The organism is Exiguobacterium sp. U13-1, from assembly GCF_001750115.1.
GTDB lineage: Bacteria > Bacillota > Bacilli > Exiguobacteriales > Exiguobacteriaceae > Exiguobacterium_A > Exiguobacterium_A acetylicum.
This window is the reverse complement of sequence record NZ_CP015731.1, coordinates 480,869-507,270: the sequence shown is the minus strand read 5'-3', so window position 1 is coordinate 507,270 and position 26,402 is coordinate 480,869. Positions and strand designations below refer to the sequence as shown.

Annotated in this window: 26 protein-coding genes and 2 tRNA genes; all 28 read right to left on the bottom strand. The window is 49.2% G+C overall.

What is annotated here, in order from left to right:
* Positions 1–14: 14 nt before the first annotated feature.
* A complete protein-coding gene (dusB, locus tag ESP131_RS02645) occupies positions 15–1,007 on the bottom strand; it encodes a tRNA dihydrouridine synthase DusB (RefSeq protein WP_069940144.1) in 993 nt (330 codons plus the stop codon).
* The gene (gene folK / locus ESP131_RS02640; protein WP_047392671.1) at positions 1,007–1,522 is read right to left on the bottom strand and encodes a 2-amino-4-hydroxy-6-hydroxymethyldihydropteridine diphosphokinase; all 516 of its coding nucleotides are present in this window, start codon (positions 1,520–1,522) and stop codon (positions 1,007–1,009) included. Before folK ends, dusB begins: the two co-directional genes overlap by 1 nt.
* The gene (folB, locus tag ESP131_RS02635; protein ID WP_029343068.1) at positions 1,519–1,890 is read right to left on the bottom strand and encodes a dihydroneopterin aldolase; all 372 of its coding nucleotides are present in this window, start codon (positions 1,888–1,890) and stop codon (positions 1,519–1,521) included. The genes folK and folB overlap by 4 nt, the downstream gene beginning before the upstream one ends.
* A gap of 2 nt (positions 1,891–1,892) precedes the next feature.
* Positions 1,893–2,678, bottom strand: a complete 786-nt coding sequence (gene folP, locus ESP131_RS02630) for a dihydropteroate synthase (protein ID WP_029343067.1) — start codon at positions 2,676–2,678, stop codon at positions 1,893–1,895.
* Positions 2,675–3,514 carry an aminotransferase class IV gene (locus ESP131_RS02625; protein WP_069940143.1) on the bottom strand — a complete coding sequence of 280 codons (840 nt, stop codon included), beginning with the start codon at positions 3,512–3,514 and terminating at the stop codon, positions 2,675–2,677. The genes folP and ESP131_RS02625 overlap by 4 nt, the downstream gene beginning before the upstream one ends.
* Positions 3,498–4,079, bottom strand: a complete 582-nt coding sequence (locus ESP131_RS02620) for an anthranilate synthase component II (protein WP_029343065.1) — start codon at positions 4,077–4,079, stop codon at positions 3,498–3,500. The genes ESP131_RS02625 and ESP131_RS02620 overlap by 17 nt, the downstream gene beginning before the upstream one ends.
* Positions 4,076–5,461: an anthranilate synthase component I family protein gene (locus ESP131_RS02615; RefSeq protein WP_029343064.1), complete on the bottom strand. Its 1,386-nt coding sequence runs from the start codon at positions 5,459–5,461 to the stop codon at positions 4,076–4,078. The genes ESP131_RS02620 and ESP131_RS02615 overlap by 4 nt, the downstream gene beginning before the upstream one ends.
* A gap of 87 nt (positions 5,462–5,548) precedes the next feature.
* Positions 5,549–6,493, bottom strand: a complete 945-nt coding sequence (gene cysK, locus ESP131_RS02610) for a cysteine synthase A (protein WP_029343063.1) — start codon at positions 6,491–6,493, stop codon at positions 5,549–5,551.
* An 80-nt stretch (positions 6,494–6,573) separates the two neighbouring features.
* Positions 6,574–6,855: a SurA N-terminal domain-containing protein gene (locus ESP131_RS02605; RefSeq protein ID WP_231925671.1), complete on the bottom strand. Its 282-nt coding sequence runs from the start codon at positions 6,853–6,855 to the stop codon at positions 6,574–6,576.
* 42 nt (positions 6,856–6,897) lie between these two features.
* Positions 6,898–7,821, bottom strand: a complete 924-nt coding sequence (hslO, locus tag ESP131_RS02600; protein WP_029343062.1) for an Hsp33 family molecular chaperone HslO — start codon at positions 7,819–7,821, stop codon at positions 6,898–6,900.
* A 10-nt stretch (positions 7,822–7,831) separates the two neighbouring features.
* Complete coding sequence (locus tag ESP131_RS02595; protein WP_029343061.1) at positions 7,832–8,593, bottom strand: type III pantothenate kinase; 762 nt, start codon at positions 8,591–8,593, stop codon at positions 7,832–7,834.
* 180 nt (positions 8,594–8,773) lie between these two features.
* On the bottom strand, positions 8,774–10,777 hold the full coding sequence (gene ftsH, locus ESP131_RS02590) for an ATP-dependent zinc metalloprotease FtsH (protein ID WP_047392677.1): 2,004 nt from the start codon (positions 10,775–10,777) through the stop codon (positions 8,774–8,776).
* Between the two features lie 120 nt (positions 10,778–10,897).
* Positions 10,898–11,443 carry a hypoxanthine phosphoribosyltransferase gene (gene hpt, locus ESP131_RS02585; protein WP_023466560.1) on the bottom strand — a complete coding sequence of 182 codons (546 nt, stop codon included), beginning with the start codon at positions 11,441–11,443 and terminating at the stop codon, positions 10,898–10,900.
* Between the two features lie 33 nt (positions 11,444–11,476).
* Positions 11,477–12,709 carry a tRNA lysidine(34) synthetase TilS gene (gene tilS, locus ESP131_RS02580; protein ID WP_069940142.1) on the bottom strand — a complete coding sequence of 411 codons (1,233 nt, stop codon included), beginning with the start codon at positions 12,707–12,709 and terminating at the stop codon, positions 11,477–11,479.
* A 69-nt stretch (positions 12,710–12,778) separates the two neighbouring features.
* Positions 12,779–12,850, bottom strand: a tRNA-Glu gene (locus ESP131_RS02575).
* Positions 12,851–12,859: 9 nt separating this feature from the next.
* Positions 12,860–12,936, bottom strand: a tRNA-Met gene (locus tag ESP131_RS02570).
* A 153-nt stretch (positions 12,937–13,089) separates the two neighbouring features.
* Positions 13,090–13,605: a S1 domain-containing RNA-binding protein gene (locus ESP131_RS02565; RefSeq protein WP_023466558.1), complete on the bottom strand. Its 516-nt coding sequence runs from the start codon at positions 13,603–13,605 to the stop codon at positions 13,090–13,092.
* 83 nt (positions 13,606–13,688) lie between these two features.
* Positions 13,689–14,066 carry an FtsB family cell division protein gene (locus ESP131_RS02560; RefSeq protein WP_023466557.1) on the bottom strand — a complete coding sequence of 126 codons (378 nt, stop codon included), beginning with the start codon at positions 14,064–14,066 and terminating at the stop codon, positions 13,689–13,691.
* Positions 14,067–14,132: 66 nt separating this feature from the next.
* Positions 14,133–14,405, bottom strand: a complete 273-nt coding sequence (locus tag ESP131_RS02555) for an RNA-binding S4 domain-containing protein (protein WP_023466556.1) — start codon at positions 14,403–14,405, stop codon at positions 14,133–14,135.
* Entirely contained in the window at positions 14,402–15,832 is a 1,431-nt protein-coding gene (gene mazG, locus ESP131_RS02550; protein ID WP_069940141.1) for a bifunctional methyltransferase/pyrophosphohydrolase YabN, read from the bottom strand. Before mazG ends, ESP131_RS02555 begins: the two co-directional genes overlap by 4 nt.
* Positions 15,829–17,376, bottom strand: a complete 1,548-nt coding sequence (locus ESP131_RS02545; RefSeq protein WP_069940140.1) for a putative polysaccharide biosynthesis protein — start codon at positions 17,374–17,376, stop codon at positions 15,829–15,831. The genes mazG and ESP131_RS02545 overlap by 4 nt, the downstream gene beginning before the upstream one ends.
* Positions 17,373–20,888 (bottom strand): transcription-repair coupling factor, encoded by a 3,516-nt coding sequence (gene mfd, locus ESP131_RS02540; protein WP_069940139.1) that lies wholly within the window; start codon positions 20,886–20,888, stop codon positions 17,373–17,375. Before mfd ends, ESP131_RS02545 begins: the two co-directional genes overlap by 4 nt.
* Before the next feature lie 56 nt (positions 20,889–20,944).
* The gene (gene pth, locus ESP131_RS02535; protein ID WP_023466549.1) at positions 20,945–21,502 is read right to left on the bottom strand and encodes an aminoacyl-tRNA hydrolase; all 558 of its coding nucleotides are present in this window, start codon (positions 21,500–21,502) and stop codon (positions 20,945–20,947) included.
* An 88-nt stretch (positions 21,503–21,590) separates the two neighbouring features.
* Entirely contained in the window at positions 21,591–22,547 is a 957-nt protein-coding gene (locus tag ESP131_RS02530; RefSeq protein WP_012368955.1) for a ribose-phosphate diphosphokinase, read from the bottom strand.
* Positions 22,548–22,602: 55 nt separating this feature from the next.
* Positions 22,603–23,952 (bottom strand): bifunctional UDP-N-acetylglucosamine diphosphorylase/glucosamine-1-phosphate N-acetyltransferase GlmU, encoded by a 1,350-nt coding sequence (gene glmU, locus ESP131_RS02525; protein ID WP_047392689.1) that lies wholly within the window; start codon positions 23,950–23,952, stop codon positions 22,603–22,605.
* 167 nt (positions 23,953–24,119) lie between these two features.
* Entirely contained in the window at positions 24,120–24,431 is a 312-nt protein-coding gene (gene spoVG / locus ESP131_RS02520; RefSeq protein ID WP_029343053.1) for a septation regulator SpoVG, read from the bottom strand.
* A gap of 158 nt (positions 24,432–24,589) precedes the next feature.
* On the bottom strand, positions 24,590–25,429 hold the full coding sequence (purR, locus tag ESP131_RS02515; RefSeq protein WP_053454586.1) for a pur operon repressor: 840 nt from the start codon (positions 25,427–25,429) through the stop codon (positions 24,590–24,592).
* 69 nt (positions 25,430–25,498) lie between these two features.
* Positions 25,499–26,359, bottom strand: a complete 861-nt coding sequence (ispE, locus tag ESP131_RS02510; protein ID WP_023466542.1) for a 4-(cytidine 5'-diphospho)-2-C-methyl-D-erythritol kinase — start codon at positions 26,357–26,359, stop codon at positions 25,499–25,501.
* Between the last annotated feature and the right edge of the window lie 43 nt (positions 26,360–26,402).

The following is a 26,402-nucleotide window of genomic DNA, read 5'->3' as shown; positions in this document are numbered from 1 at the left end:
CCATACTTTACCTGTTAGGCATATGCTACGTCTTCTTCGAGTGTCCGCAAGTACTGCTGTAAGAGTTCAACGAGTCCCGCGTGCGTATCGATATTAAACAACGCATTGCGAACGCGACCGTTCCCCTTCATTCCTTTCAAGTACCAAGCGACGTGTGTCCGCATTTCGCGCACGGCGAGTTCTTCTCCCTTTAGCGCGACCAGTCGCGTGGCGTGCAAAAGACAAATATCAATCTTCTCGCGCGCTGTCGGTTCTGCCGGAAGCGTTCCTGATTCGAGATACTGGATCGTCTGATACAACATCCATGGGTTCCCGAGAGCTGCCCGTCCGATCATGACACCGTCGACGCCGATCTCGTCAATCATCCGTTTTGCATCTTGCGGAGTCTGAACATCTCCATTTCCGATGATTGGAATGTTGACCGCTTTTTTGGCTTCCCCAATGATGTTCCAGTCTGCGACACCTTCGTACTTTTGAGAACGTGTTCGCCCGTGGATGGCAACGGCTTTCGCACCACCCGCTTCTGCCGCTTTGACATTATCGACACAATAGATGTGATGACTGTCCCAGCCGGTCCGCATCTTGACCGTCACCGGTTTATCGATCGCTTGCGTTACCGCATGGACCATCTCATACACCTTATCGGGATCAAGCAACCATTTCGCTCCAGCATCACTTTTCGTGACTTTCGGAACCGGACAGCCCATATTGATATCAATGATGTCGGCATTCGTGTTCGCTTCGACATATCGTGCTGCTTGAACGAGCGTCTCTTTTGAACCACCATAGATTTGAAGACTCAGCGGTTTTTCCCGCTCATCCACATAGAGCATCTGTAGCGTCCGTTCGTTCTCATACAAGATGCCTTTATCGCTGACCATCTCCGCACAGACAAGTCCTGCACCGAATTCTTTTGCGATTAATCGAAACGCCGGATTACAGACGCCTGCCATCGGCGCCAAGATGACTTGATTCTTCAGTTTGACATCGCCAATGTTAAATTCCATTATTGTTCCTCCGCTTCTAAAAGACCACCTAAGCGTCGCACACCGTTTCGTTCTGTCTCCGGTAACTGCTGATACAACCGCTCGACACTTTGCCCAAGACCAGGTACGACGAATGTTGCTGCGAGCTCACGTAATGGTGCGAGAACGAATGCCCGCTCTTGCATCCGCGGATGCGGAACGGTTAATCCTTCGAGGTCAATGCGTTCTTCCTCATACAGCAAAATATCTAAGTCAAGCGTCCGTGGTCCATTTTTGAACAGACGCTCGCGTCCTTCTAGCTGTTCAATTTCCTGCAGTCGTCCAAGTAAGACATCTGCCTCATCCGTCGTTCGAACTGCGACGACCATATTATAGAATAAATCCTGATCTAGATACCCGACAGGTACAGTCTCATAAATGGAAGAGGTCTTTACGTCATGAACGGACGGTAACGCTCTTAGGCGAGCAATCGCTGCTCTTAAGTGAGCCGCTTTATCACCGATGTTCGAACCGAGTGCAATATAAGCTTCCTTCATGCATAGTCCTCCCGAAGGCGATTGATCTCGACCGCCACATGTTCATAATGACCGGCAATCGGCGGATCCGGTTTGATGACCTTGATCGACGCTTCTTGAATTCGCTCATCTAACGCAAAGACTTCTTTTGCGATACGATCCGCCAAGGCTTCGACGAGTTGGAGCGGTTCTCCTTCGACGACACGTTTCGTCGCTTCATACAATTCGGCGTAATTGACACTTTTCGTCAAATCATCCGTCCGACCGGCTTCTGCCAATGCAAGTCCGATCGATAAGTCGACATTAAAGCGTTGACCGAGTTTCGTCTCTTCTGCGAATACACCGTGATACCCATAAAAACGCATTCCTGTTACGTGAATTCGATCCACCGTTATTCCCCCTTCGTCGCAGCCAACATGATGTCCATCATCCGCGCTGCCCGTTTGACTTCTTTGACATCATGCACACGCATCCAGTCGCATCCTTGTTGAATCCCGTAGCAAACCGTCGCAATCGTTCCTTCGATTCGTTCTTCCGTCGGTAATCCAAGCGCGAGACCGATCATCGATTTACGAGACGTTCCGAGTAAAACTGGATATCCGAAGTCCGTTACGATCGATAGATGACGCATTAGGTACAAGTTTTCTTCATGCGTCTTCATGAACCCAATCCCCGGGTCGAGCCAAATGTGCTCTTCCGCTACACCTGCCTGTTTCGCTAATCGGATTGATTCCTCAAGGTCAGCCCGAACTTCTGCAAGCATATCTTCCCCATGCGCCGTCTCCCGGTTATGCATCAAAATGATGGGGACACTGTATCGTGCTGCGACGTTGACCATCGAACGATCGCCCCACTTCGAGCCCCAAACATCGTTGATGATGTCCGCTCCTGCTTGAATAGCAGCTTCTGCGACGACCGGTTTGTACGTATCGATCGACACGAGGACGTTCAGTTCTCGTTTGATGCGCTTGATGATCGGTAAAACACGAGCGAGTTCTTCTTCGACTGATACGAACGCTGCACCCGGTCGTGTCGACTCTCCACCGACATCGATCGCATCCGCTCCGTCCGCGATGAGCTGACGCGCTTGCCGCATCGCTTGTTCGACATCGACATATTGTCCACCGTCCGAAAAGGAGTCCGGTGTCACATTCAAGATACCCATGATGTAGGTCATCGTTGTTCCCTCCTTGTCGTCACATGTTCGACGGATTGATCGAACAGCGTCATGATTTGTGCATATCCTAATCCGTTGATTCCGGGGAAAGGACGTCCGTCAAGTGACGAAATCGCGACCGCTTCCTGAACGGAATTCGTATAGATGATCTCGTCTGCTTCTTCGAGCTGTGGTAAATACGCCAGGCGTTCTTCGACCGGTACATGTTGCATGAGGAACTGACGAGTAATTCCGTTCAGTGCACCGGTCTCAAGCGATGACGTATACCATGTACTTCCGTAACGCCAAAAAATATTTGACGTAATCCCTTCACAGACATGACCTTCCTTCGTCAAAAACAGCCCTTCTGCTTCCGGATTGAACAATTGGCGTTTCGCCACTAGATTGTTCATGTAATGATGCGACTTCAAGCGGTATGTCGTCTCCGGTGTACTACGCGGTAAACGAATCGTCTCGAGTGCCCGTTCCGCTCGTTTTCGCGGAGCGATCGGTTTCGCATAGATCAACACGGTCGGCGTATCGTAAGGATCGATCGATAACCCGATCTCGCGTGGACCGGCCGAGACATTCAACCGAATGTATAAATCGTTCGCCTCATATGCGTCATATAAATCTTGGATCGCTTGCCGTAAGGTTTCCCGGTCATATCCTAGCTGGATCCCGAGTGCGACACAACTCATCCGCAAGCGTTCGATATGATCATCGAACAAAAACGGATGTCCATTATAGGTCCGAAACGTCTCGAATACTCCCATCCCGTAGACGAATCCGTGATCGAGTGGGGAAATTCTTATCTCTTCTTCTCGTTTAATGGTTCCGTCATGCCAGAGATACATAATGCGTCAACTCCAAGAAATTTTTTAACATCTGTTTCCCGTCTCGTGTCAAAATCGCTTCCGGATGGAACTGGACACCGAGAATCGGCAACGTCCGGTGACGGAGTGCCATGATTTCTCCGCCAGCTTCCGCTGTTACTTCAAGTACTTCCGGGAATGTCTCGCGTTCAACGACGAGCGAGTGGTAACGTGTCACCGGCGTCGCTTGTGGGATCCGTTCAAAGATGCCTTGTCCGTCATGCGTCAGTGGCGAGACTTTTCCGTGCATCAATTCCTTCGCGCGGACGACTTTACCCCCGAATACTTGACCGATCGCTTGATGACCCAAACAGACACCTAAAATCGGTACCTTTCCAGCAAAATAAGCAATCGCTTCTAGACTGATTCCCGCTTCATTCGGCGTACAGGGACCCGGTGAGATGACAAGATGATCCGGTTGCAACGCTTCGATTTCCGCAAGCGTGATCGCGTCGTTGCGAAATACCCGGATGTCTTGCCCAAGTTCGCCGAAATACTGGACTAAGTTGTACGTAAAGGAATCATAGTTATCAATCAATACAATCATTGCGTTCCCTCCGCTGTTTCTTTTGTCACCCATAACGCTTTGGCTTTACTAAGTGACTCTTCGTATTCACGTGCTGCGTCCGAATCTGTGACGACTCCAGCACCTGCTTGAACATATGCCATCCCGTCTTTTGCGACGAGTGTCCGGATCAAGATATTGAAAATGACATCATCCGCCCAACTGATGAAGCCAAGTGATCCGGTATAGATACCACGCCGGACCGGTTCCAGTTCTTCAATGATTTCCATCGTCCGGATTTTTGGTGCGCCAGTGATCGTACCACCTGGGAACATCGCAGCAAGCACCTGACTCCCCGAGTGTTCCGGAGCTACTTCCCCTCTGACGTTTGAGACGATGTGCTGCACGTGCGAGTATTTCTCAATCACCATCAACTCATCGACATGAACCGTACCATAACGACTGACGCGTCCTAAATCATTCCGCTCTAAATCAACAAGCATCACATGTTCTGCCCGTTCTTTTTCGTTATCGAGTAAGGTTTTCGCAAGTCGTAAATCCTCTGCTTCATCCTTCCCGCGTGGCCGTGTTCCCGCGATCGGGCGTGTCGCTAACGCATCACCGATTTTTTCAACGAGCAACTCGGGTGAGGCGGACACGAGTGTTAAATCTTCATCCGCAAAGTAGCCCATGTACGGAGAAGGATTGACTTGTCGTAATACATCATACAAATGTTCCGCTGTCGTCCCAAGCGGTTCTTGTTGGCGGACGGACAAATTGACTTGAAAGACGTCACCGTCCCCAATATACGATTTAATCCGGTGCGCCGCTGTCATGAACGCTTCCTGCCCGAAAGCCCGTTCCCGCTCACCGGACGAACCGGTCGCTGAAAATTGAGGTGCTTCCGTCTCGATACACCAACGCGCGACTTCTGTTTCAAGAACTCGCTCTGCTTCTTCTACTGTGTCTCGTGTTACGGCAATGAACAATTGCTTCGTTTCCTCATCAAACACGGCGACTTCATCGTACCAGTAAAATGACAGATCGGGTGTTTGCAAATCATCCATCGCTCGCTCCGGTAGCTTTTCTAAATAACGGACGGCATCATAACTGACGTAACCGGCAAATCCACCAAAGAAAGGTGGCATTCCATCCGGTCGGATCGATTCACGTTCGACGCGGAGCTGTTCGAGTACATCAAACGGATTCGCCGTCGACGTCTCGACTTTTCCATCTGTCTCAATCGTCGTCATCCCGTCCTTCGTTCGGACGTATCCGACAGGACGAGTCGCCGCCATCGTATACCGTCCGATTCGGCCGCTTTCGAGCCAGACGTGTCCCGCTGTTCCATTCGTCTGTTCAACATATCGATTGTAGAATTGTTCTTTCGTCCATGGTACTGCTTTGTATTTCGTCTGTCGCATACGCGTCCCCCACTTCACACTATTCTGCTCTCATTATACGCAAAAAAGTACACGGAAGCCGAATGACTTCCGTGTACGTCCAGTTGATTACTTCGATTGGTCTGCTTCTTCCTCGATTTGATACAGCGGTGTACTTAAGTACCGCTCCCCATTCGAAGGAATGATCGCGAGAACGTTTTTCCCTTTCCCGAGACGTTTCGCCGTCTTGAGCGCTGCTGCAATCGCAGCACCTGACGAGATACCGCCTAAGACACCGTTCGTCTTCGCTGCTCGCCGTGCGTGATCAAATGCTTCTTCCGTCGTGATCTGCTCAACACCATCATAAATCTCAGTATCAAGAATCGACGGCACGAATCCAGCACCGATTCCTTGCAGTTTGTGCGGTCCCGGTTTACCACCCGATAAGACAGGTGAATCCGTTGGTTCAACAGCAATGATTTCAATCCCTTGGAAGGCATCGCGTAACACTTTACCAGCACCGGTGATCGTTCCACCCGTTCCAATTCCCGCGATGAATGCATCGAGTTGCATGCCTTCGAACGCTTCGACGATTTCAGGACCTGTCGTTTTTTCATGGACGACTGGATTGGCGCCGTTATTGAATTGTTGTGGCATGAAGTAACCATGTTCTTCTGCTTCCGCTGTCGCGCGAGCGATCGCACCCTTCATTCCTTCAGGACCCGGTGTCAAAATCAATTCCGCACCATAGGCGCGGAGCAACGTCCGGCGCTCCATGCTCATCGTTTCCGGCATGACGAGAATGGCGCGGTATCCTTTCGCCGAAGCGACCATCGCTAGTCCGATGCCTGTGTTCCCACTCGTCGGCTCGATGATCGTGTCTCCTTCTTTGAGTTGACCCGCTTCTTCTGCCGCCTCAATCATCGCCAACGCAATCCGGTCTTTTACGCTTGATCCAGGGTTCATGTACTCCAATTTCAGATACACATCTGCATCCTCAGGACCCGTTAGATGATGTAACTTGACGATCGGGGTCCGACCGACTAAATCTAATACTGAATTCGCAATACGCATGACCATTCCTCCTCATTAGTGAACCGCTTGAATTCCAAGTAATCCGATAGACTAATTATCAGCGGACTGGATGAAATCTGTCAATCAAAGCGTTTGACTTCCGGCTTTTTTCCATCCTTCGTCTGGCGTTCGACCGCTTCTTGAATCAAACGATCAATCGTCTGTTTTTCCTGTTCCGTTCGCATCGTCTGATAGACCATCGCGCGCGTGATTTTCTCATCACCGACTTCGGCGACGACATCCTCGAGCGGACCACCGATGCTGTCTTGAACGATTTTAGGAGAATCGACCTTTGGGAGCTCACCCATGAAGGCGTAAGCACCGGTCATGAAATTCGTCAACATTAAGATGAAGATCAACATCCACAAGTACTTAGGTTGTACATTCCCCATATTAGATCCCTCTTATGCTCTTTCGAGTGATTTTTCACGAAGTTCCTCTAACTCTGGAACATCATAGTGATAATGCTCTGAACAGAAGTGACAAACCGCTTCCGCACCACCATCTTCATCAATCATCGCTTGGATCTCATCTGGTCCAAGAGCGATGATCGCTGTCGCTAATTTTTCACGGTCACACGTACATTCGAATGATACCGGGATCGTGTCGAGATGCTCATAGTCACCGAGAACGAGTTCTAACATTTCTTCTGGTGTTTTTTCCTCACCGACAAGAATCGAGATCGGTTTAAGGGCTCCAACACGTTTTTCAAGTGCTGAGATCGTCTCTTCCGACGCACCTGGCATCAATTGAACGATCAAACCACCTGCTGCAATGACTGATTCGTCTTCCGGATAGACGAGAACGCCAGCTCCAACGACCGATGGGCTTTGTTCCGATACAGCGAAGTAATACGTGAAGTCTTCGCTAATCTCACCTGTTTGAATCGGCGATTGACCACCGACGAAGTCACGCAACCCGAGGTCTTTGATGACAGAGATGTTTCCGCGACCGACTGCTTCACCCACTTTTAGTTTCGTCAGACCGTCTGCATTGACGTACGTATCCATTTCGACGCGGGGACGACTGACATATCCACGAACGACACCTTTTGCGTCGGCATCGACGATGATTTTCCCAATCGGTCCATCGCCTTCGACTTTTAATGTGACACGTGTATCGCCTTTTTGCATCGTACCCATCATTGCGCCGATCGTCAGTGTCCGACCGAGTGCTGCTGTAACGACCGGTGTTGTCTGATGGCGCAGTTGTGCTTCATAGACCGTTTTCGTCGAACGGATCGCAAACGCACGGACTTCTCCATTGAAGCCTAACGCCCGTACTAAATAGTCATCTTTTAATTGTGCTAATAATTCTTCACGTTTCATCTTGATTCCCTCACTTATTTCGTTCGTAGATAATCCGTAATCCATCTAACGTCAAGAATGGATCGACGACCTCAATCATCGTGGATTCCTCGCTGATTAATCGGGCTAAGCCACCGGTCGCAATGACCTTCGCTTCTCCCATTTCCTCTTTCATCCGGTGAACGAGTCCGTCCACCTGTGCCACATATCCGAAATAGGTCCCCGACTGCATCGCATGGATCGTATTTCGTCCAATCGCTGACTGCGGTTTCGCGATTTCGATTCGTGGCAATTTTGCTGCCTTATTATAGAGTGCCTCGGTTGCAACCATCACACCGGGTGAGATGATGCCACCGTAATACCGTTTTTGTGCATCGATGTAACAATACGTCGTCGCTGTTCCGAAATCGACGATGATCATCGGCCCCTCGTATTTCGCCGTCGCCGCTACTGCATTGACGATTCGATCGGCTCCCACTTCCCGTGGATTATCGACTTTTAAATCGAGTCCTGTCTTGATTCCTGGTCCAATCAAGAACGGACGACGTTTAAAGTAACGCACACACATATTTTCTAGTGGAAACACGACGGGGGGTACGACAGATGATAACACGATTCCCTCGATTTCTTCCACGTTTAGCTCTGCGTCACGGAACAACGCTTTGACGAGCATACCGTATTCGTCCGTCGTCCGTGTCCGGTCTGTCGCAATCCGCCAATGCTCAATCAACTCTTGTCCTTGATAGACACCTAAGACGATATTCGTATTTCCGACATCGATGACTAAAATCATTTGCTTATTTCCCCGCTTCTTCTCAATTTTCATGCTTCTATTGTATTCCGTTGTTTCACGATCGGAACTATATACGTTGTGATTATACCATGCTCGTATGGTCACACCTACCGATGTGTATTCGCTCGGTCTGCCACAAAAAAGAACGGATTCGATATCAATCGAATCCGTTCCATCCGTTTACACTTGATCGTCGCGACGCGGCGTATCTGGTGTATCCATATCTACATTTTTCCCTTCGTCAACGACTGAACCCATTTGCGTTGGAGACTCTGTCGGTTGATCAACAGTTGCATCTGTCGATTCCGGTGCTTTCTCTTCTGCTTTTGGAGTCGTTGCTTCTGGTTCATGTTTTTTGTATTCGCCCGTCTCTAGGAGATGGTGAATTTGTTTTTGATCGAGTGTTTCAACTTCAAGCAACGTTGTTGCAATCAAGTCGAGCTGATCGCGTTTCTCAGTCAGGATATCTTTCGCTTTTTGGTAACAGCGGTTGATGATCGCTTGGATTTCCGTATCGATCTCGTGTGCAATTGCATCCGAGTAATTCTGTTCGTTTTGGAAATCACGACCGAGGAAGACGTTACCGCTTTGACCTGATCCGAATTGAAGCGGTCCGAGTTTTTCACTCATCCCGAACTCCATGACCATTTTCCGTGCAAGACCTGTCGCACGTTGGAAGTCATTGCTTGCTCCAGTCGAGACTTCTCCGAAGACGATGTCCTCTGCGACGCGACCACCGAGCAATCCAGTAATCTTATCTTCGAGTTCCGGCTTCGTCATGAAGTAACGATCTTCTTTTGGCAACATGACGACATATCCGCCCGCGTTTCCGCGAGGAACGATCGTTACCTTGTGTACTTCATCCGCATCGTCGAGCGTGACACCAATGATCGTATGTCCTGCTTCGTGCCATGCGACAATCTTTTTCTCTTTCGGCGAGATGATCCGGCTCTTCTTCGCTGGTCCCGCGATGACACGGTCAATCGCTTCTTCGAGATCAACGATCGACACTTTATCACGGTCTGAACGTGCTGCAACAAGTGCTGCTTCATTCAGAAGGTTCTCAAGATCCGCACCTGAGAATCCAGGTGTCCGCTGTGCGATAGCTTTCAAATCAACCGTTGAATCGAGCGGTTTATTCCGTGCGTGAACTTTCAAGACTGCTTCACGACCGACGACATCTGGACGGTCAACCGTGATTTGACGGTCAAAACGACCTGGACGGAGTAATGCTGGGTCAAGAATATCAGCACGGTTCGTTGCTGCGATCATGATGATGCCTTCGTTTTCACTGAATCCATCCATCTCAACGAGAAGTTGGTTCAATGTCTGCTCACGCTCATCGTGTCCACCACCGAGACCTGCGCCCCGTTGACGACCGACAGCATCGATTTCATCGATGAAGATGATACATGGTGCATTTTTCTTCGCGTTTTCGAACAAGTCACGGACACGTGATGCCCCGACACCAACGAACATCTCAACGAAGTCAGAACCTGAAATCGAGAAGAATGGTACGCCGGCTTCACCAGCTGCGGCACGCGCAAGCAACGTCTTACCTGTACCTGGAGGACCTACGAGTAGGACCCCTTTCGGAATACGGGCACCGAGTTTCGCAAATTTACGCGGATCTTTCAAGAATTCGACGACTTCGACAAGTTCTTGTTTCTCTTCGTCTGCGCCGGCTACATCATCAAACGTGATCTTTTTCTTCTCTGTATCATAGAGGCGTGCCTTCGATTTCCCGAAGTTCATGACGCGACCGCCACCACCGCCACCTTGCGCTTGATTAATCAAGAAGAAGAAGAGGATGAAGATGATGATGAATGGAACGATTGTCGTTAGTAACGCGATCCAACCACCATTCGTTTCTGCTGCCTTGAAGTCCAATTTGACTCCTTGGCTTCTGAGTTGCGTGTAGAGATCCGTTAGTTCCGTATCCACAGCCGGTACGACCGTTTCATACGTTGAATCTTTTTCACGCAAATCTCCTGTCACATTATACGTCTGCCCTTCATATTGGAAGGTAGCCGTCTTGATTTCACCTTTTTCAACAGACTCGACAAACTGTGTGTAATTGATTTCTTTGCTTTTGTTCACTGGACTCTGCAAGTATTGCAGAAACAAGATCAAAGCTAGAAAAATGACCCCAAACACGAGGGTATTCTTCACTGCTCGGTTCATCTTATGCCTCCTCTCCGCATCCATCTCGTTTTTCTAGTGGATGAATACGAATCCTGGCGCGACAGGGCGCGCTTTGTAATTGGTTTCATCTTATCATGGGACAGACGAGATTAAAAATAATTAGCCGCCGTAGACTGCAGGTTTCAAGACACCTACATACGGAAGGTTACGGTATTTCTCTTCGTAATCCAGACCATAACCGACGACGAATTCGTGTGGAATGACGAAGCCGCTGTAATCTGCGTGCAAGTCATTCTTCCGTCCTGTTGGTTTGTCGAGCAACGTCACGATTTTAACGGACTTCGCTTTCCGGTACTTGAAGAGGTCAACGAGGTAACCAAGCGTCAATCCGCTGTCGATGATATCTTCGACAATCAAGATGTCGCGTCCTTCTACCGATGTGTTCAAATCTTTTTCAATCTTGACTTCACCTGTTGATGTTGTCCCACCGTGATATGTTGAAACGTCCATGAAGTCCATTTCAAGGTGCATATCCATCTTTTTGACAAGATCAGACATGAACGGCATTGCGCCTTTTAAGACACACACAAGCAACGGAAAACGATCGTGATAATCCGCTGTCAATTCGCCGGCGAGTTCGCCCACTTTATTTTGGATCTCTTCTTCTGAAATCAGTACTTTTTCCATATCGTTCATCAAGGTCATGCTAGGTATTCCTCCTCCATAATAAACACTACATTACCATTCTATCATTAAATAAGATTTTGCGAGGAGTTCAAATGACCCGAATATTGCAATTCGATGTCCAATGACGGCTAAAATCACTCCATTTGCATCGACGACGACCGGAACCTGTTCCCGGAGATAACGCGGAACCTTAGCATCAATCAGAATTCGACTGACTTTTTTCGAACCCACAGCAAGCTGGATTCGATCTCCCGGACATGGCGGGCGCACCGTCAACGGGAACGCAATCGCGTCCAGCGGGATACCTTGGTTTCCGATTGAGAAGCGAACCATTTGTTCACCATAATGATACGTTCCCAAATTCTCCCCTACTTGAAACGGTAAATCGTCATTCATTGACCGTATCACACGATCCTGCATCAAAAAGCCATATGCACGTCGCATCCTCCAGTTTCCATAATACACTTCGTCCGAGCCCTTATCCACCCGAAGCCACGTGATGAAGTGACGAATCGTTTCTGAAGAAAACGTTTCTCCCGTTAGCGTCGGCAAGACAAGCCGCTGTAAATCCGTCGGTAATTCTAAAATACGTGCTACCGGAATTCCGTTGGCTTCCTTACATCGGTCGAGATACGTCGCGACGAATGTCACCTGCTCACGCATGATTTGCTGTCGCGCATGTGCTGCAGCTGCTGTTGCTTGTTCAAACTCCGGACGAATTTCTCGGAGTGGCGGAACAATCATATGTCGGATTTGATTGCGCAAATAAGTAGTTTCTGCATTTGACGCATCTTCTCGCCACGGAACTTCATGTTGCAACGCATACTCGAGCAAAGCCTGCTTCGATTCATGTAGCAACGGTCGATGCAACCAACCGTTACCAAACGGACGAACGACGGGAATACCATCAACCTGCGCTTCTCCACGAATGAGCTGAATGAGTAGCGTCTCAATTTGATCGTCTTGATGATGGGCGAGAATCAGACGCGAGCGCCCGGTCTCTTCCATGATTCGTTCAAAAAACGCATATCTCTCTTCGCGACAAGCTGCTTGAGAGCTCGTACGTCCTGTCCATTCTAAACGCGTCATGAAAAAAGATATCTTTCGGGCCGTTGCCCACTCCTTAATAAAGCACGCTTCTTCGTCGGACGCCTCTCGTAATCCATGATGCACATGCGCAATCGCGATATCGTAACCTTCTTTGTACAACCGATCGACGAGTACCATCGAATCACAACCTCCCGAAACACCTACTAAAAGTGGTTCGAACGGCATACCTTCCATAGCGATTTCCCCCTTTCCGTTAAAACCTAAAAAAAGCTATCTCTATATAATAGAGATAGCTTTTGAGAATGACCCGTACGGGATTCGAACCCGTGTTACCGCCGTGAAAGGGCGGTGTCTTAACCGCTTGACCAACGGGCCAAAAAAATATGGTAGCGGCGGAGGGAGTCGAACCCACGACCTCACGGGTATGAACCGTACGCTCTAGCCAGCTGAGCTACACCGCCATATTTTTAACTCGTGCGTCTTAAGCACATTTTCTATAATACGGGCAGGTCAAATGAAAGTCAACGCTTTTTCTAAAAATAATTTCAAAAAAATAAAAGATGGAATGAACGGCGTCATTCCATCTCTATTCTTATAAAGAACAGGTCAGCAAGTTATTGACGTTTTGCGCCGCGTCCGCCACGTTTTGAATCCGTTTGACGTTTCAATGTAGCAAGACGATCTTCACTATCTTTCAGGAAACTAGACATCAGCGTATCGAACGATTGTTCTTTGCGCGGTGGTGGTGTACCACGGCCGCCTTTGTTGAAGCCTCCACGGTTACCGCCTCCACGTGGTCCTTTGTTATCGAACGAACGTGGTCCACGATCTTGTCCTGCTGGACGTGGTCCACGGTCGAACTGACGTGCAGGACGAGGACGTTCGCCTTCTGGACGATCGACGGCTTTTTTGATGGAAAGACCAATCTTACCATCGTTTTCAACACTTAAGACTTTGACGGTGATTTCTTGACCAACCGTCAACACATCATTGATGTCTTTAACGTAAGAATCTGCCACTTCACTGATGTGAACAAGACCAGTTTTCCCTGTTGGTAACTCAACGAACGCTCCGAAATTCGTGATGCCTGTTACTTTCCCTTGCACTTTGCTGCCTACTTCAATCGACATAAATTGTATTGCTCCTTTTTAGTTGATTCGTTTCTTATTATACGAGTGATTCATTCTTTTTTCAATCAATCGGCAACCTTCAATTAGTCTTCCGGTGAAAAGTAGAAGATCGTTTCCCCTTTTTTCGAATAGAGCAACTCGCTCCGAGCTAAGTTCGCTACATACTCTTTATCATTGAGACGATTGATTTCTTCCTTCAGACGGGCGGTCTCTTTTTTTGCTTTCGTCTGCTCTTGTTCAGCGACTTGAAACGACTGCTTTTGTTCAGCGATCAATTGCCGTTTTTCCATGTATGACCACCCCATGAGGGAAAAGATGAGCAAAAAGACGGTCAGACACAAGAAAAAGCGATTTTTGAGGCGTCGACGGTTTTCGATGGCATTCTGACTCAACTGCTTCTTACGGTCATTGAGCGGCTTGATCTTTGGCGCTGGACGCCCTGATTCGAGCGGTGTTGGCATATCATCCCTCCTCTTTCTGAGTGGTCATCCCTGACACTCTTTAGTATACTTCCTTTTTCCGGTAAATTACATCGATTCTTCGGAATTCACCTTTTCTTCACGGATGATCTCATACATATCAGACGCTTCTTCTTTTTTGGCATGTTCTTTAATGCTCGAAATCGCAACCGTGACAATCTTGTTTCCGAACCGGATTGTCATCTCATCACCTGCTGCTACCGTGCTACTTGCTTTCGCCACATTACCATTGATCGTGATCCGACCTTGATCCGCTACTTCTTTTGCAAGCGTCCGTCGTTTGATCAGACGCGATACTTTTAAAAATTTATCAAGTCTCATGACTGTTCCTCCTGCTTCGCTTGATGCCAGAGTGAATCTTGCTCTTCAAGCGTCATCTCAACGAGCGGTCGGTCCGCTAGTTGTTCCATTCGCGTAAAGCGACGGATGAATTTATCATTCGTCTGTTGTAGCCCCTCTTCTGCCGAGAGACCGAGGTATTTCCCGACGAGCGTCATCGAAAACAGAACATCTCCGAATTCACCTAGTCGTTCTTCTGGTGCGGCTTCCTTCAATTCACGTAACTCTTCGATTACTTTTTCAAGTGCACCCTCGACGTCACTCCATTCAAAACCGACTTTCGCCACTTTCTTTTGAATGTCTTCTGCGCGCATCAAAGCGGGTGCTCCTTTTGTCACACCATCGAGCAAGGAAGTCCGCTCCGGCTTTTCTTGTGCTTTGATGTCTTGCCAGTTCGAAACGACGTCTGCTGAAGAATCGACTGTTGTTTCCCCAAAGACATGCGGATGGCGACGAATCATCTTATCACTGACGCTTCCGATGACGTCTCGAATATCAAAATACCCTTCATCTAGACCAATTTGTGCGTGGAGCATGACCTGTAAAAGGACGTCTCCTAGCTCTTCTATCATTAAGTTATCGTCCTGAAGGTCGATTGCTTCCAGTAATTCGTAAGATTCTTCGATTAAATGACGTTTTAAGGACTCATGCGTCTGCTCTTGATCCCATGGACAACCGCCTTCACCGCGTAATCGCGCGATGATCTCTTTTAGTGTCGCGAAGTCACGGTTCAACGTCTGCTCATCCGTGACAGGTGGCACGTAGACTGTCGTCAAGTTACTGAGCGTCGTCACATGATCGAGTTCATATAACGGTACGCTTTGGACGGACTGTTTGCTTGTACCCGCTGCCGTGACCAAAGTGACTAGATGTTCGTCCGGATAACGTTCCATCAACTGGACCTTTAAGTCGCCCGCGACGAGCGCATCATAAACTTGTCCAATTAGTAGATGCTGACGGATCTGTGCTTCATCGACGGCAAACGCTGTTGCATCAAGCAACTGGAATCCTTCAATTGGATCCACACCAAGCGCTGCGAACATCGGATCAAGAAAACTTTGTCCGCCTATGACGTCGACCGCGTCCGTCCGCTCTAATAACTGCTGGACGGTACTCTCCGCGACCAGTGGATGACCTGGGACGGCATAAATGATGTCCGTCGTCTTTGAGAGACGAAGCAATTCCTCAACGATTTCTGTGTATACGTCTTCAAACCGACTATGTCGTTCGTAAACCGAGTCAAATGATGTAAACTTCATTCCCTCTGCTGCGAGTTCTGAAACGACTGGATGATCCATTGTCCGTAAATAGACAGGCTGTGTCGTGTTTTTTAATAATCGATAGATGCCAAACGGCAATTGTTCGAGTTCGCCGACGCCAAGACCGACGATTTTGATTCGGTGTGTCATATGCTCCTCCTACGTTGGTACATCTGATATAACTTATCTCCTAAAGGCAATAGCGCCCACTCTTGTTCTGTTAATGCACGGACGCGTAACGCCATACTGCCATAAATGATGGCACCACCGACGACAAGGACGCCGACTTCGAGTGCCGCACCGATTCGTGTCTCAAGCTCAAACAGCTGAAAGAACGTTTCGATCAGATACAGAAACACACCCATGGCGAGCACAGGTAAGACCAGTCGTCGGTAGAACGTGTTTCCTGCCGATACGCGACCAAACTTCCGGTTCAATAAAATCCATTGTGCTGCCGCCATGACGGCAAAACCGCCAAATGTCGCCATACCCGCCCCGATCATACCATATCGGGGAATGAAATAGAGATTCAGAGCGAGCTTCGCCCCTAATCCGACAAGAACACCAACGAGCGCATACTTTTCAGCATCGACCGACTGGAGACAAGAGACGATCATCATCGCAATCGAAGCAGCAAATGCCGTCGCTGCGAGCCAAATCAGCCCTGCTGTTCCCTGGTCATCTTGATACAACGCAATATTGAGCGGACGCATCACACCCATTAGTCCGATCGTCGCTGCAGCGGCAATCAATAGACCGGAACGGAGTAATGTCTCCAGTTGTTGACGCATCATCTGCGAATCGTGTTTACGATATGCGGTCGATAAGGACGGAACACTCGCAAGACTCATCGACGTTGCAAAGAGAATCGCAAATTGGAGTAACGGATACCCACGGTCGAGCACCCCTTTTTCAATTTTCGTCTCCGTCGTATTGCCAAGTAGATTGACGAACGTCAATCCATCGATCAATTGCATCAGCAATAAAGCAAGTGAGGCGATACTGACCGCCACCCCGCTTGTCACGAGCACCTTTCCGACCCGCCGTACGTGAATACTTGAAAATACAGGGCGACCGATTTTTCCTTTCGCAAAACGTAACAGGACGAATAACGAAACGATGCTACCGCCGATCGCTGTCAGATGGGCACTGGCACCAATCCAGTAAGGGTCCGCCTGCATCGAGACACCGATATAGGTCACGAGCAACAATAGTCCGACGCGGACGGCATTTTCAGAGACTTGGGATACAGCCGTCGGTCGCATCTCGAGATCTGCTTGAAACATACCTCTAAGAACGGCAATCACGGGTAGTAAATAAAACGTACATGTCACCGCACGCAAGGGAACGACCAGTTTCTCATCCCCGAACCACCCTGCGAGCGTTGGGGCGATCCACCAACCAAGTAATCCGAAGAAGACTGTCATCGCAAGCAAGACATAGAAAATCGACCACAAGACTTCTCGTTTCTCGTCTGGATGATGGAGCGTCAACTTCGCCACGATGACGGGCAGCGCATAAATGCCAAGCGCTGCCGCTATCGCGAATAAGGGATAGACCGTCTGATAGACGTACAATCCGAAATCGCCGGCGAGATTCTGATATGGAATCCGGTAAAAGAAGCTGAGCAATTTCGAGATATAGCTAGAGATCGCAAGTAGTGCTGCGCCTTGCGCAATCGTTCGTCTATTCATCGCGCGACGAGCCGACGATCAAGCTCTGCTAGCAACTGTTCTGCCTGCATCGTCATCTGTTGCGTCGACTGTTTATTCCGGTTCAGGGTCAAGACGAGTTTCTGTTCTTGTTGTCCCATGCCTAGACCACGTCCTAGCGGAACAGTCCATTTAACGAAGTCCGCCACGTCAAGCTGCTGTGTGGATTCGAGCGACAAAACGATTTCGATTTTCGGATCGGTTTGTTTGACACGCTCGACACGCGCCCGTTCGGCAAAAATCCTCATCCGTGTCAATTGGATTAAACGAGCAACCTCATCTGGGAACTCACCGAATCGTTCGAGTATCTCTGTTTCGAGCTGTTCGAGACTATCGACGGTATCGACATATTTCAAGCGTTTGTAAAACTCGATTTTCAGCTCGGAGTCCGTCATGTAGTGTGATGGAATATACGCATCAAGACTGAACGTGAACTCCGGCACGAATTTCTGGACGCGTTTTTTACCTTTCATTCGTTCTTTGCGTTCTTCAACTGCTTCTGCCAGCATCTGCGAATAAAGATCGAAACCGACCGAATCAATGAAGCCCGATTGTTGGGAACCAAGTAAGTTCCCGGCACCGCGAATCGATAAGTCGCGCATCGCGATCTTAAAGCCGCTACCGAGCTCTGTGAATTCCTTGATCGCCTGTAGACGACTTTCCGCGACTTCCGTCAATCGTTTTTGCGGACGGTACGTAAAGTACGAATAGGCGACGCGGCTTGACCGACCGACACGACCGCGTAATTGATACAGTTGGGATAGTCCCATTTGATCCGCGTCATGAACAATCAACGTATTGACGTTCGGAATGTCGATTCCTGTCTCGATGATTGTCGTACTGACAAGAACATCCGCGTCCCCTTCGAAGAACGCGATTAACTGACTCTCGAGTTCGGTTTCCGTCATCCGACCGTGCGCCGTCACGATTCGCGCTTCCGGTACGAGCGCACGAATCTCTTCTGCCTTTCGCTCGATGCCTTCGACCCGGTTATAGAGGAAGAACGCTTGTCCCCCTCGACCGAGTTCCCGCTCGAGTGCTTCCCGCATGACGATTCCGTCGTATTCCATGACATACGTTTGGACCGGGTAACGGTTTTCCGGCGGTGTCTCAAGGACCGAGAGATCACGGATTCCGATCATCGACATGTGCAATGTCCTTGGAATCGGTGTCGCCGTCAACGTCAAGACGTCGACGTTCGTCTTCAACTGTTTCAGACGTTCTTTATGTTTAACGCCGAAACGTTGCTCTTCATCAATGATCAACAATCCGATATCAGCGAACTGGACGTCTTTCGACAGCACACGGTGTGTTCCGACGACGACATCGATCGTCCCCTCTTTTAGTCCTTGTTTCGTCGCCTTTAATTCTGCTGGCGAACGGAACCGGCTCATGACCGACACACGAATCGGCCATTCACTGAATCGCTCAAGCATCGTTTCGTAGTGTTGTTGTGCAAGGACGGTCGTCGGTACGAGCAACGCAACTTGTTTTCCAGACATGACCGCTTTGAACGCTGCCCGAATCGCCACTTCTGTTTTTCCGTATCCAACGTCGCCACATAATAGACGATCCATCGGACGCGGACGTTCCATATCTTTCTTGATCTCGGCAATCGATCGCAATTGATCGACCGTTTCCTCATACGGGAAGGAAGCCTCGAACGCTTGCATGTTATCGTCGTCCTCTGGGAACGCAAAACCGACGGCAGCTTCACGAGCAGCATAGAGCTTGATCAATTCATCAGCGATATCTTCGACCGATTTTTGAACCTTCGCTTTGACCTTTTTCCATTCCGTCCCGCCGAGTTTATAGATCTTCGGCTCTTTCCCTTCAGCCCCGACATACTTTTGAATCAAGTCGATCTGATCGACAGGAACATACAAAGAGTCCTCTCCCGCGTAAACGAGATGGAGATAGTCCTGATGATTACCGGCTACATCAATCGTCTTGATGCCGTGGTACCGACCAATCCCATGATGAATATGAACGACGTAATCGCCTGTCTTCAATTCTTGGTAGCTCTTAATCCGTTCAGCGTTCGTCAGCTTCGTCGTCTGCTTCCGGCGACGCGCCGGTTGCTTAAAGACTTCTTCTTCTGTGATGACGACGAGGCGCGCATTCGTCATCTCGAATCCACCATGAATTCCACCGATCAGAATCGCTGGTTGACCCCGAGTGATGTCTTCTTTTGTGACGATCGACGCTTCCACCCCATAATCGGATAACGTCTGACGCATTCGTTCGGCACGTTCTCGGTTACTCGCTAAGAAAACCATCCACATGTCAGCGCGACGATATCGCTCGACTTCTTGCTTCAGGCGTTCCATCTGACCATGGAACGGTGCAATCGGTTTGATGCTGAAATGGATTGCCGCACTTTCCGGTACCCCACTCCGGCGGGTCGGTAGGAGCGAGAGATACAACAAGGGTTGTCCTTCAAAGACATGTGCCATCGGAACAGACAGGACGTAATCACTGACGCTTTGTCCGCGTTCAATGAGAGACGCCATCCATTCTGCTTCCTCTGCATCCTGGACTTCCGCCGCTTCTTCGACCCGTGCGACTTCATCGACGATCAAGACGCTTCCCGTCACGTCTTGACGTAACGTCGACGTGTAGAGAATCGGTGCATACTTCGCGAACTGTTTCGGACGATCGCCGTTTTCTAACAACTCGACGTCATAGGCGATTCCCTCTTCAAGTGCCGCGAGGACCTCCGTACTTTGGACGCGCTCTTTCGTCGCCTCATAAAGACGACGGACTTTTTCACCCGCGTCCTTCAACTGATCCTTCGTCGCGAAGTGTTCGGCTGCTGGCATCAAACATGCTTCTGCGACGACACCGAGCGAACGTTGAGTCTCCGCATCAAATGTATAGATCGAGTCGACTTCCTCGTCAAATAGATCGAGCCGGTACGGACGTTCGACCGTGAGCGGATAAATATCGATGATACTTCCGCGAACAGCAAACTCACCTGGTGTCGTCACCGTCGCTGTCCGTTCGTACCCCGCATCGACTAAATCCTGGACGAAGTCCGGAATCGATAAGATGTCGCCCGGCTTCACCTGTTTGACGTGTGACAGGAACGTCTGTGCATCTGGAACATATCGACGCAAGCCAACGAGCGGAATGATCAGGATCCCGTCGTCTGTCGTCAGTAAACGATGGCGGGTCTCGATCCGCGTCGCCCGCAGTTCTGGACTGGCGCCATAAGAAAGTTCTGCTGCTAACGTCTCATCGACTGGATAGAGCATGACGTCTTCTTCCGGTACGAGTTCAATCAAATCATCGTACAGTTTTTGCGCTTGGAACATATTATGTGTCACGAGTACGAATCGACGTTTCGTCTCCTGATAAATCCCGGCGACGAACAGTGCCTTTCCGCTATTCATCAGACCGGTGATCAACTGGGCGTTGACACCGTCCCGGAAGCGTTCCCGAACCGTCTTGATTTCAGGAATCGCTAGTAAGAGTTCTTGTAATTGTTTCATCTTCTTCCTCCTAAAACACGACAGCAAAAACGCTTTGGAGCCCCAAAGCGTTGCGTTCAGTTATACCGATTCATCAAAGCGAGAAACGGTGTGTCTATGAAGTCCGTCGCTACATCGACAGACGCATTGAGTACGTGTTGCAAACTTCCTTGTTCCGCCTTCGAAAAGTTCATCAACACCCAGTCAATGACTTGGATGGGTGCCGGTGGTCGACCGACGCCGAGCTTAAGGCGCTTGATCTCCTGCGTACCGAGATGCTGGATCAAGGACTTGACGCCATTATGACCGCCTGCACTTCCTTTTGAACGCAAGCGTAATTTCTCAAGCGGTAAATCCAGATCATCATAGATAACGAGAACATCCTCGACCGCGATCTTATAAAAATCAAGCAAAGGTCGAACCGCTTCACCTGATAAGTTCATATACGTTAATGGCTTCACGAGTACGACACGCTCTCCGTTTATCATTCCCGTTCCGAAGAGGGCTTTAAACTTCGATTCTGAGAGCTTGATCCCGTGCTTCTCCGCTAAGGCATCAATCGCGAGAAAACCGATGTTGTGGCGCGTATTGGCATACTTTGCTCCAGGATTCCCTAATCCGACGATACATTTCATATCGATTCCTCATTTCTGTTTAAAAAAGTAAACGAACAAGGGTCCGATTTCAATAAACCGGACCACGTCGTTCGTATGCATCAAGCAATCAGCTGAAGAGCGGGCTGATTGATTTCTGTTCGTGTACACGGATGATTGCTTCTGCAAGCAAGCGTGCCACAGAGATTTGTTTGATTTTGCTTGCACATTCGCGTTGTGTCAAGTCAATCGTGTTCAAGACGACGAGTTCTTCGATCGCTGAGTTCTCGATTCGCTCCATTGCTGGACCCGAAAGAACAGGGTGTGTACAACATGCATAGACTTGTTTCGCTCCGTTTTCGATCAAAGCGTTCGCTGCAAGTGTGATCGTACCCGCTGTATCGATGATGTCATCGATGATGATGGCAATCTTGCCATCGACTTGACCGACGATGTTCATGACTTCTGCGACGTTCGGTTTCGGACGGCGTTTGTCGATGATCGCGATCGGTGCTTTTAATTGTTCTGCTAATTTACGTGCCCGTGTGACACCGCCATGGTCTGGAGAAACGATGACGAGTTCGTTTGGATCGATGTTCTTTTTCTCGAAGTATGAAGCGAGAAGCGGTACACCCATCAATTGATCTACTGGAATATCGAAGAACCCTTGGATTTGTGCTGCATGGAGATCCATCGTCACGACGCGTGTCGCCCCTGCTACTTCAAGCAAGTTCGCAACGAGTTTCGCCGTGATTGGCTCACGTGAACGTGCTTTGCGGTCTTGACGCGCATAACCGTAATATGGAATGACGACGTTGATTGTCCGTGCAGACGCCCGTTTCAGTGCATCGATCATGATGAGAAGTTCCATCAGGTTTTCGTTGACTGGTTGGCTTGTCGATTGAATGATGTAAATATCATCCCCCCGGACACTTTCTTCGATGTTCATCGAAATTTCGCCATCACTGAAGTGTTTGACTGAACTTTCGCTCACCGGGATTCCGATGACTTTAGCGATTTCCTCTGCCAGTGGTTTGTTCGAGTTGAGTGCGAAAATACGAATTTCATGTTCTAAGACAGTAGACATGTGTAGGTGGCCTCCATTTGTTTGGGTTTAGACGAGTAGAGCGACAAGTAATGAATTAACGATAATCAGGTTTCGTCGTTTGACGTTCCCGTGCGATCGCGAGACCGTTTTCCGGCACATCATCCGTGACGGTTGATCCGGCAGCAACAAGGGCGTTCTTGCCGACCGTGACCGGTGCAATCAAGTTGACGTTACAGCCGATGAAGGCATCGTCTTCAATGATCGTCTGGAATTTATTTTTTCCATCGTAGTTGACCGTGATTGATCCACAACCGAGGTTGACGTTCTCTCCGATCGTCGCATCTCCGACATAGCTCAGGTGTGCTGATTTGCTACCTTCGCCAAATGTTGATTTCTTGATCTCAACAAAGTTTCCGACGCGTGTGTTCGCACCGAGAACCGCTTGCTGACGTAAATGCGCGAATGGACCGACTTGTGCCGCTGGACCAATCTTGCTATCCGTGACGACGGATTGACGAACAATGGCACCATCTGCCACTTCACTATTGCGAATATCCGAGTTCGGACCAATCGTACATTCTGAACCAATGACCGTGCGACCGAGTAATTGCGTTCCCGGATAAAGAACAGTATCTGAACCAATCGTGACGTCCGGTCCGATATACGTCGAAGACGGGTCAACGAATGTGACACCCTGACGCATCCAGTACTCGTTCGTCCGCTTACGCATCGATGTTTCCGCTTGCGCAAGTGCGACGCGATCGTTGACACCGATTGTCTCTTCGAACGTAGGTGCCGCATACGCTGCAATCGTCTCGCCCGCTGCTTTAGCGATCTCAATCACATCTGGTAAGTAATACTCACCTTGCGCGTTATCGTTCTTGACCTGCTTCAGCGTCGCGAACAACATCTCGTTATCGAATACATACGTACCTGTATTGATTTCCCGAAGTGCAAGTTCTTCTGCATTCGCATCCTTGTGCTCGACGATTTTCGAGACGTTTCCATCTTCGCCACGCACGATTCGTCCGTAACCTGTCGGATCGTCAGCGAGTGCCGTCAAGACAGTCACTTTTGCGTTCGTATCCGTATGATGTTGTAACAATGAAGACAGTGTCTCGCTCGTCAAGAGTGGTGTATCGCCACAGACGACGAGTGTTGCTCCCTGTTCGTTCCCGAGTACGGGTTCTGCCATTTGAACAGCATGACCTGTGCCAAGCTGCTCACTTTGAAGTGCGTATTCCACCGATGTGCCAAGCACTTCTTTGACGGATTCCGCACCGTGACCGACGATGACGACCTGTCGCTTGACGCCGAGCGTCGCTAATTGATCGACGACGTGCTGTACCATAGGTTTCCCAGCGACTGGGTGAAGTACTTTGTAAAGCTTCGATTTCATCCGAGTTCCTTTACCCGCTGCTAGAATTACCGCGAAATGATTCATCCTTGTCGCTCCTCCACATAAATTAGTGTTGATTTCGTTCTGAAATAGTACACTCGTTCCAACTATAACGAAAATGGCATCGTTATTCAATGATGGGACGAAGCGGAATCGAGGAAAAAGCGAGAAAAAAGACAGGTTTTCCCAAGAAGAGAAAACCTGTCTTTTTCTTATGCTTGATCTGTCGTTTGGGCAGAAGAGACTTCGTAACCGACGCCATCTTCTTGATCCTCACGTGCCGCATAGGCTTCGAGTACTGAATCTTCGACCTTTTTTCGCATTAATGCATTGATTGGATGAGCGACATCCCGGAAGATACCTTCTTGCGTTCGTTTGCTTGGCATGGCGACGAAGAGACCACTGTTCCCTTCGATCACACGCAAATCATGTACCACGAATTCGTGGTCGAGCGTAATAGAGGCAAGTGCTTTCATTCGACCCTCTGCCACGACGCGACGAATTTTAACGTCCGTAACGTTCATTTTGTCCGCACCCCTTTAACCGTTGTCACAACTCTTCGTTGTCTACTTCTACTTACGGCTTAAAACAAACAAAGATTTAGTCTTTCCCAATCTTTTTACGCATAATTTCCAAAAGTTTGATAATTACAGTATAGTTACAATCCATGCGGCTGTCAATTTCAGGTAGTCTCTACTTCCGAGAAATAGTGATCGACGTTTCCACGCTTGACTTGAATTTGACCAAGATCGACGTCGACGTCCGCTAATTTCATTAAGCTGACGTATTCGTTGACCATCTTCTTCTCGGCACCCTCTGCCTCGATCAAGACACCCACACCTGCGACCTTTGCTTCGAACTCGCTCAAGAGACTCATCATTCCGCGAATCGTTCCGCCGGCTTTCATGAAGTCATCGATCAATAAGACGTTCGCCCCGCGTGGTAAACTCCGACGCGCAAGTGCCATCGTCCGAATCGCTTTTGAAGAACCTGAGACATAGTTGATACTGACCGTTGAACCTTCTGTCACGCGACTATCCGAACGCACGATGACGAACGGCACACCAAGTTGCTCAGCGACCGCATAAGCAAGTGGAATCCCTTTCGTCGCGATTGTCATGACGACATCGACTTTCTTTTGGCTAAAGACAGATGCAAACACTTGCCCCATTTGTTTGACCATCTTCGGATCCCCTAGTAAGTCCGTCAAATAAAGGTATCCCCCTGGCAACAGTCGATCTGGACGTGCGACACGTTCACATAGATCGTCGATGAACGGTAACGCCTTCTTACTGCTCCACGTCGGGATGAACATGACGCCACCCGCAGCACCTGGTACCGTGACGAGACGTCCCGTTCCCTCATGCTCTAACATCTCGCTGACGATATCTAAATCTTCACTGATCGACGATTTCGCCGATTTATAGCGTTCTGCAAAAATCGTCAATGAGACGAGATGATGGGGATGGTCAAGCAAGTACCGCGTCATGTCGACCAATCGACCACTTCTCCGAATTTTCATTTGTTTTGTTCCACCTCTCCGTAATTCCGAATATTCAATAGTGAATATATCATTTTCATACGGATATTATCAATGGTTTTCGCCTAAAAGACGAACGACGTAGACTTCGTTACAAAAGCCGCGTAATCCATTATAGAGACGTTGTGCCCGATTCTCGTGTTCCGTCAACGCAAAGACCGTCGGACCACTTCCGCTCATCAAGACGCCTTCTGCGCCACAACTCGCCATGAATTCCTTGATCTGCTCGACTTCCGGGTGCATCGGCAACGTGACCGATTCGAGAACATTACCGAGTGACTGGCAAATGCCTTGGAAATCTTGCGCCTTCACCGCATCGATCATCGCTTCGACGTTCGGACGTTTTGCCGTGTTCAAGTCAAGGGCACCATAGACGTCAGCCGTCGAGACACCAATCGTCGGTTTAGCAAGAACGACCCAGCATGGGGGTGGTGAAACAAGTTTTTCTAGCTTCTCTCCGCGACCCGTTGCAATCGCCGTTCCTCCCATGACACAAAATGGGACGTCAGAGCCAACCGCTGCCCCGACTTCCGCCAACTCTTCCAGCGTCAAGCCAAGTTGCCATAACTCGTTCAAACCACGTAATGTCGCTGCTGCATCACTAGAACCACCAGCGAGTCCCGCTGCGACCGGGATGTGTTTTTCTAAGAAGATTTCGACCCCTGTCTTGACGTCGTATTTTTCTTTTAAGATCGCTGCTGCTTTATACGCAAGATTACGTTCGTCGTTCGGAACGTAAGCATGCTGGGCATTCATTCGAATTTCTCCTGACGGCAGCTCCGTCAATTCTAGACGGTCTGCCAAATCGACTGTCGTCATCACCATATGTACATCGTGATAGCCGTCCGGGCGCTTTGCCGTCGCATCCAGGACTAGGTTGATCTTGGCCGGAGCCTTTACAATAATCGTCATCGTGCCGTTCCTCCTCTAGTTCGTTTCCTGTAGGAATTGTATC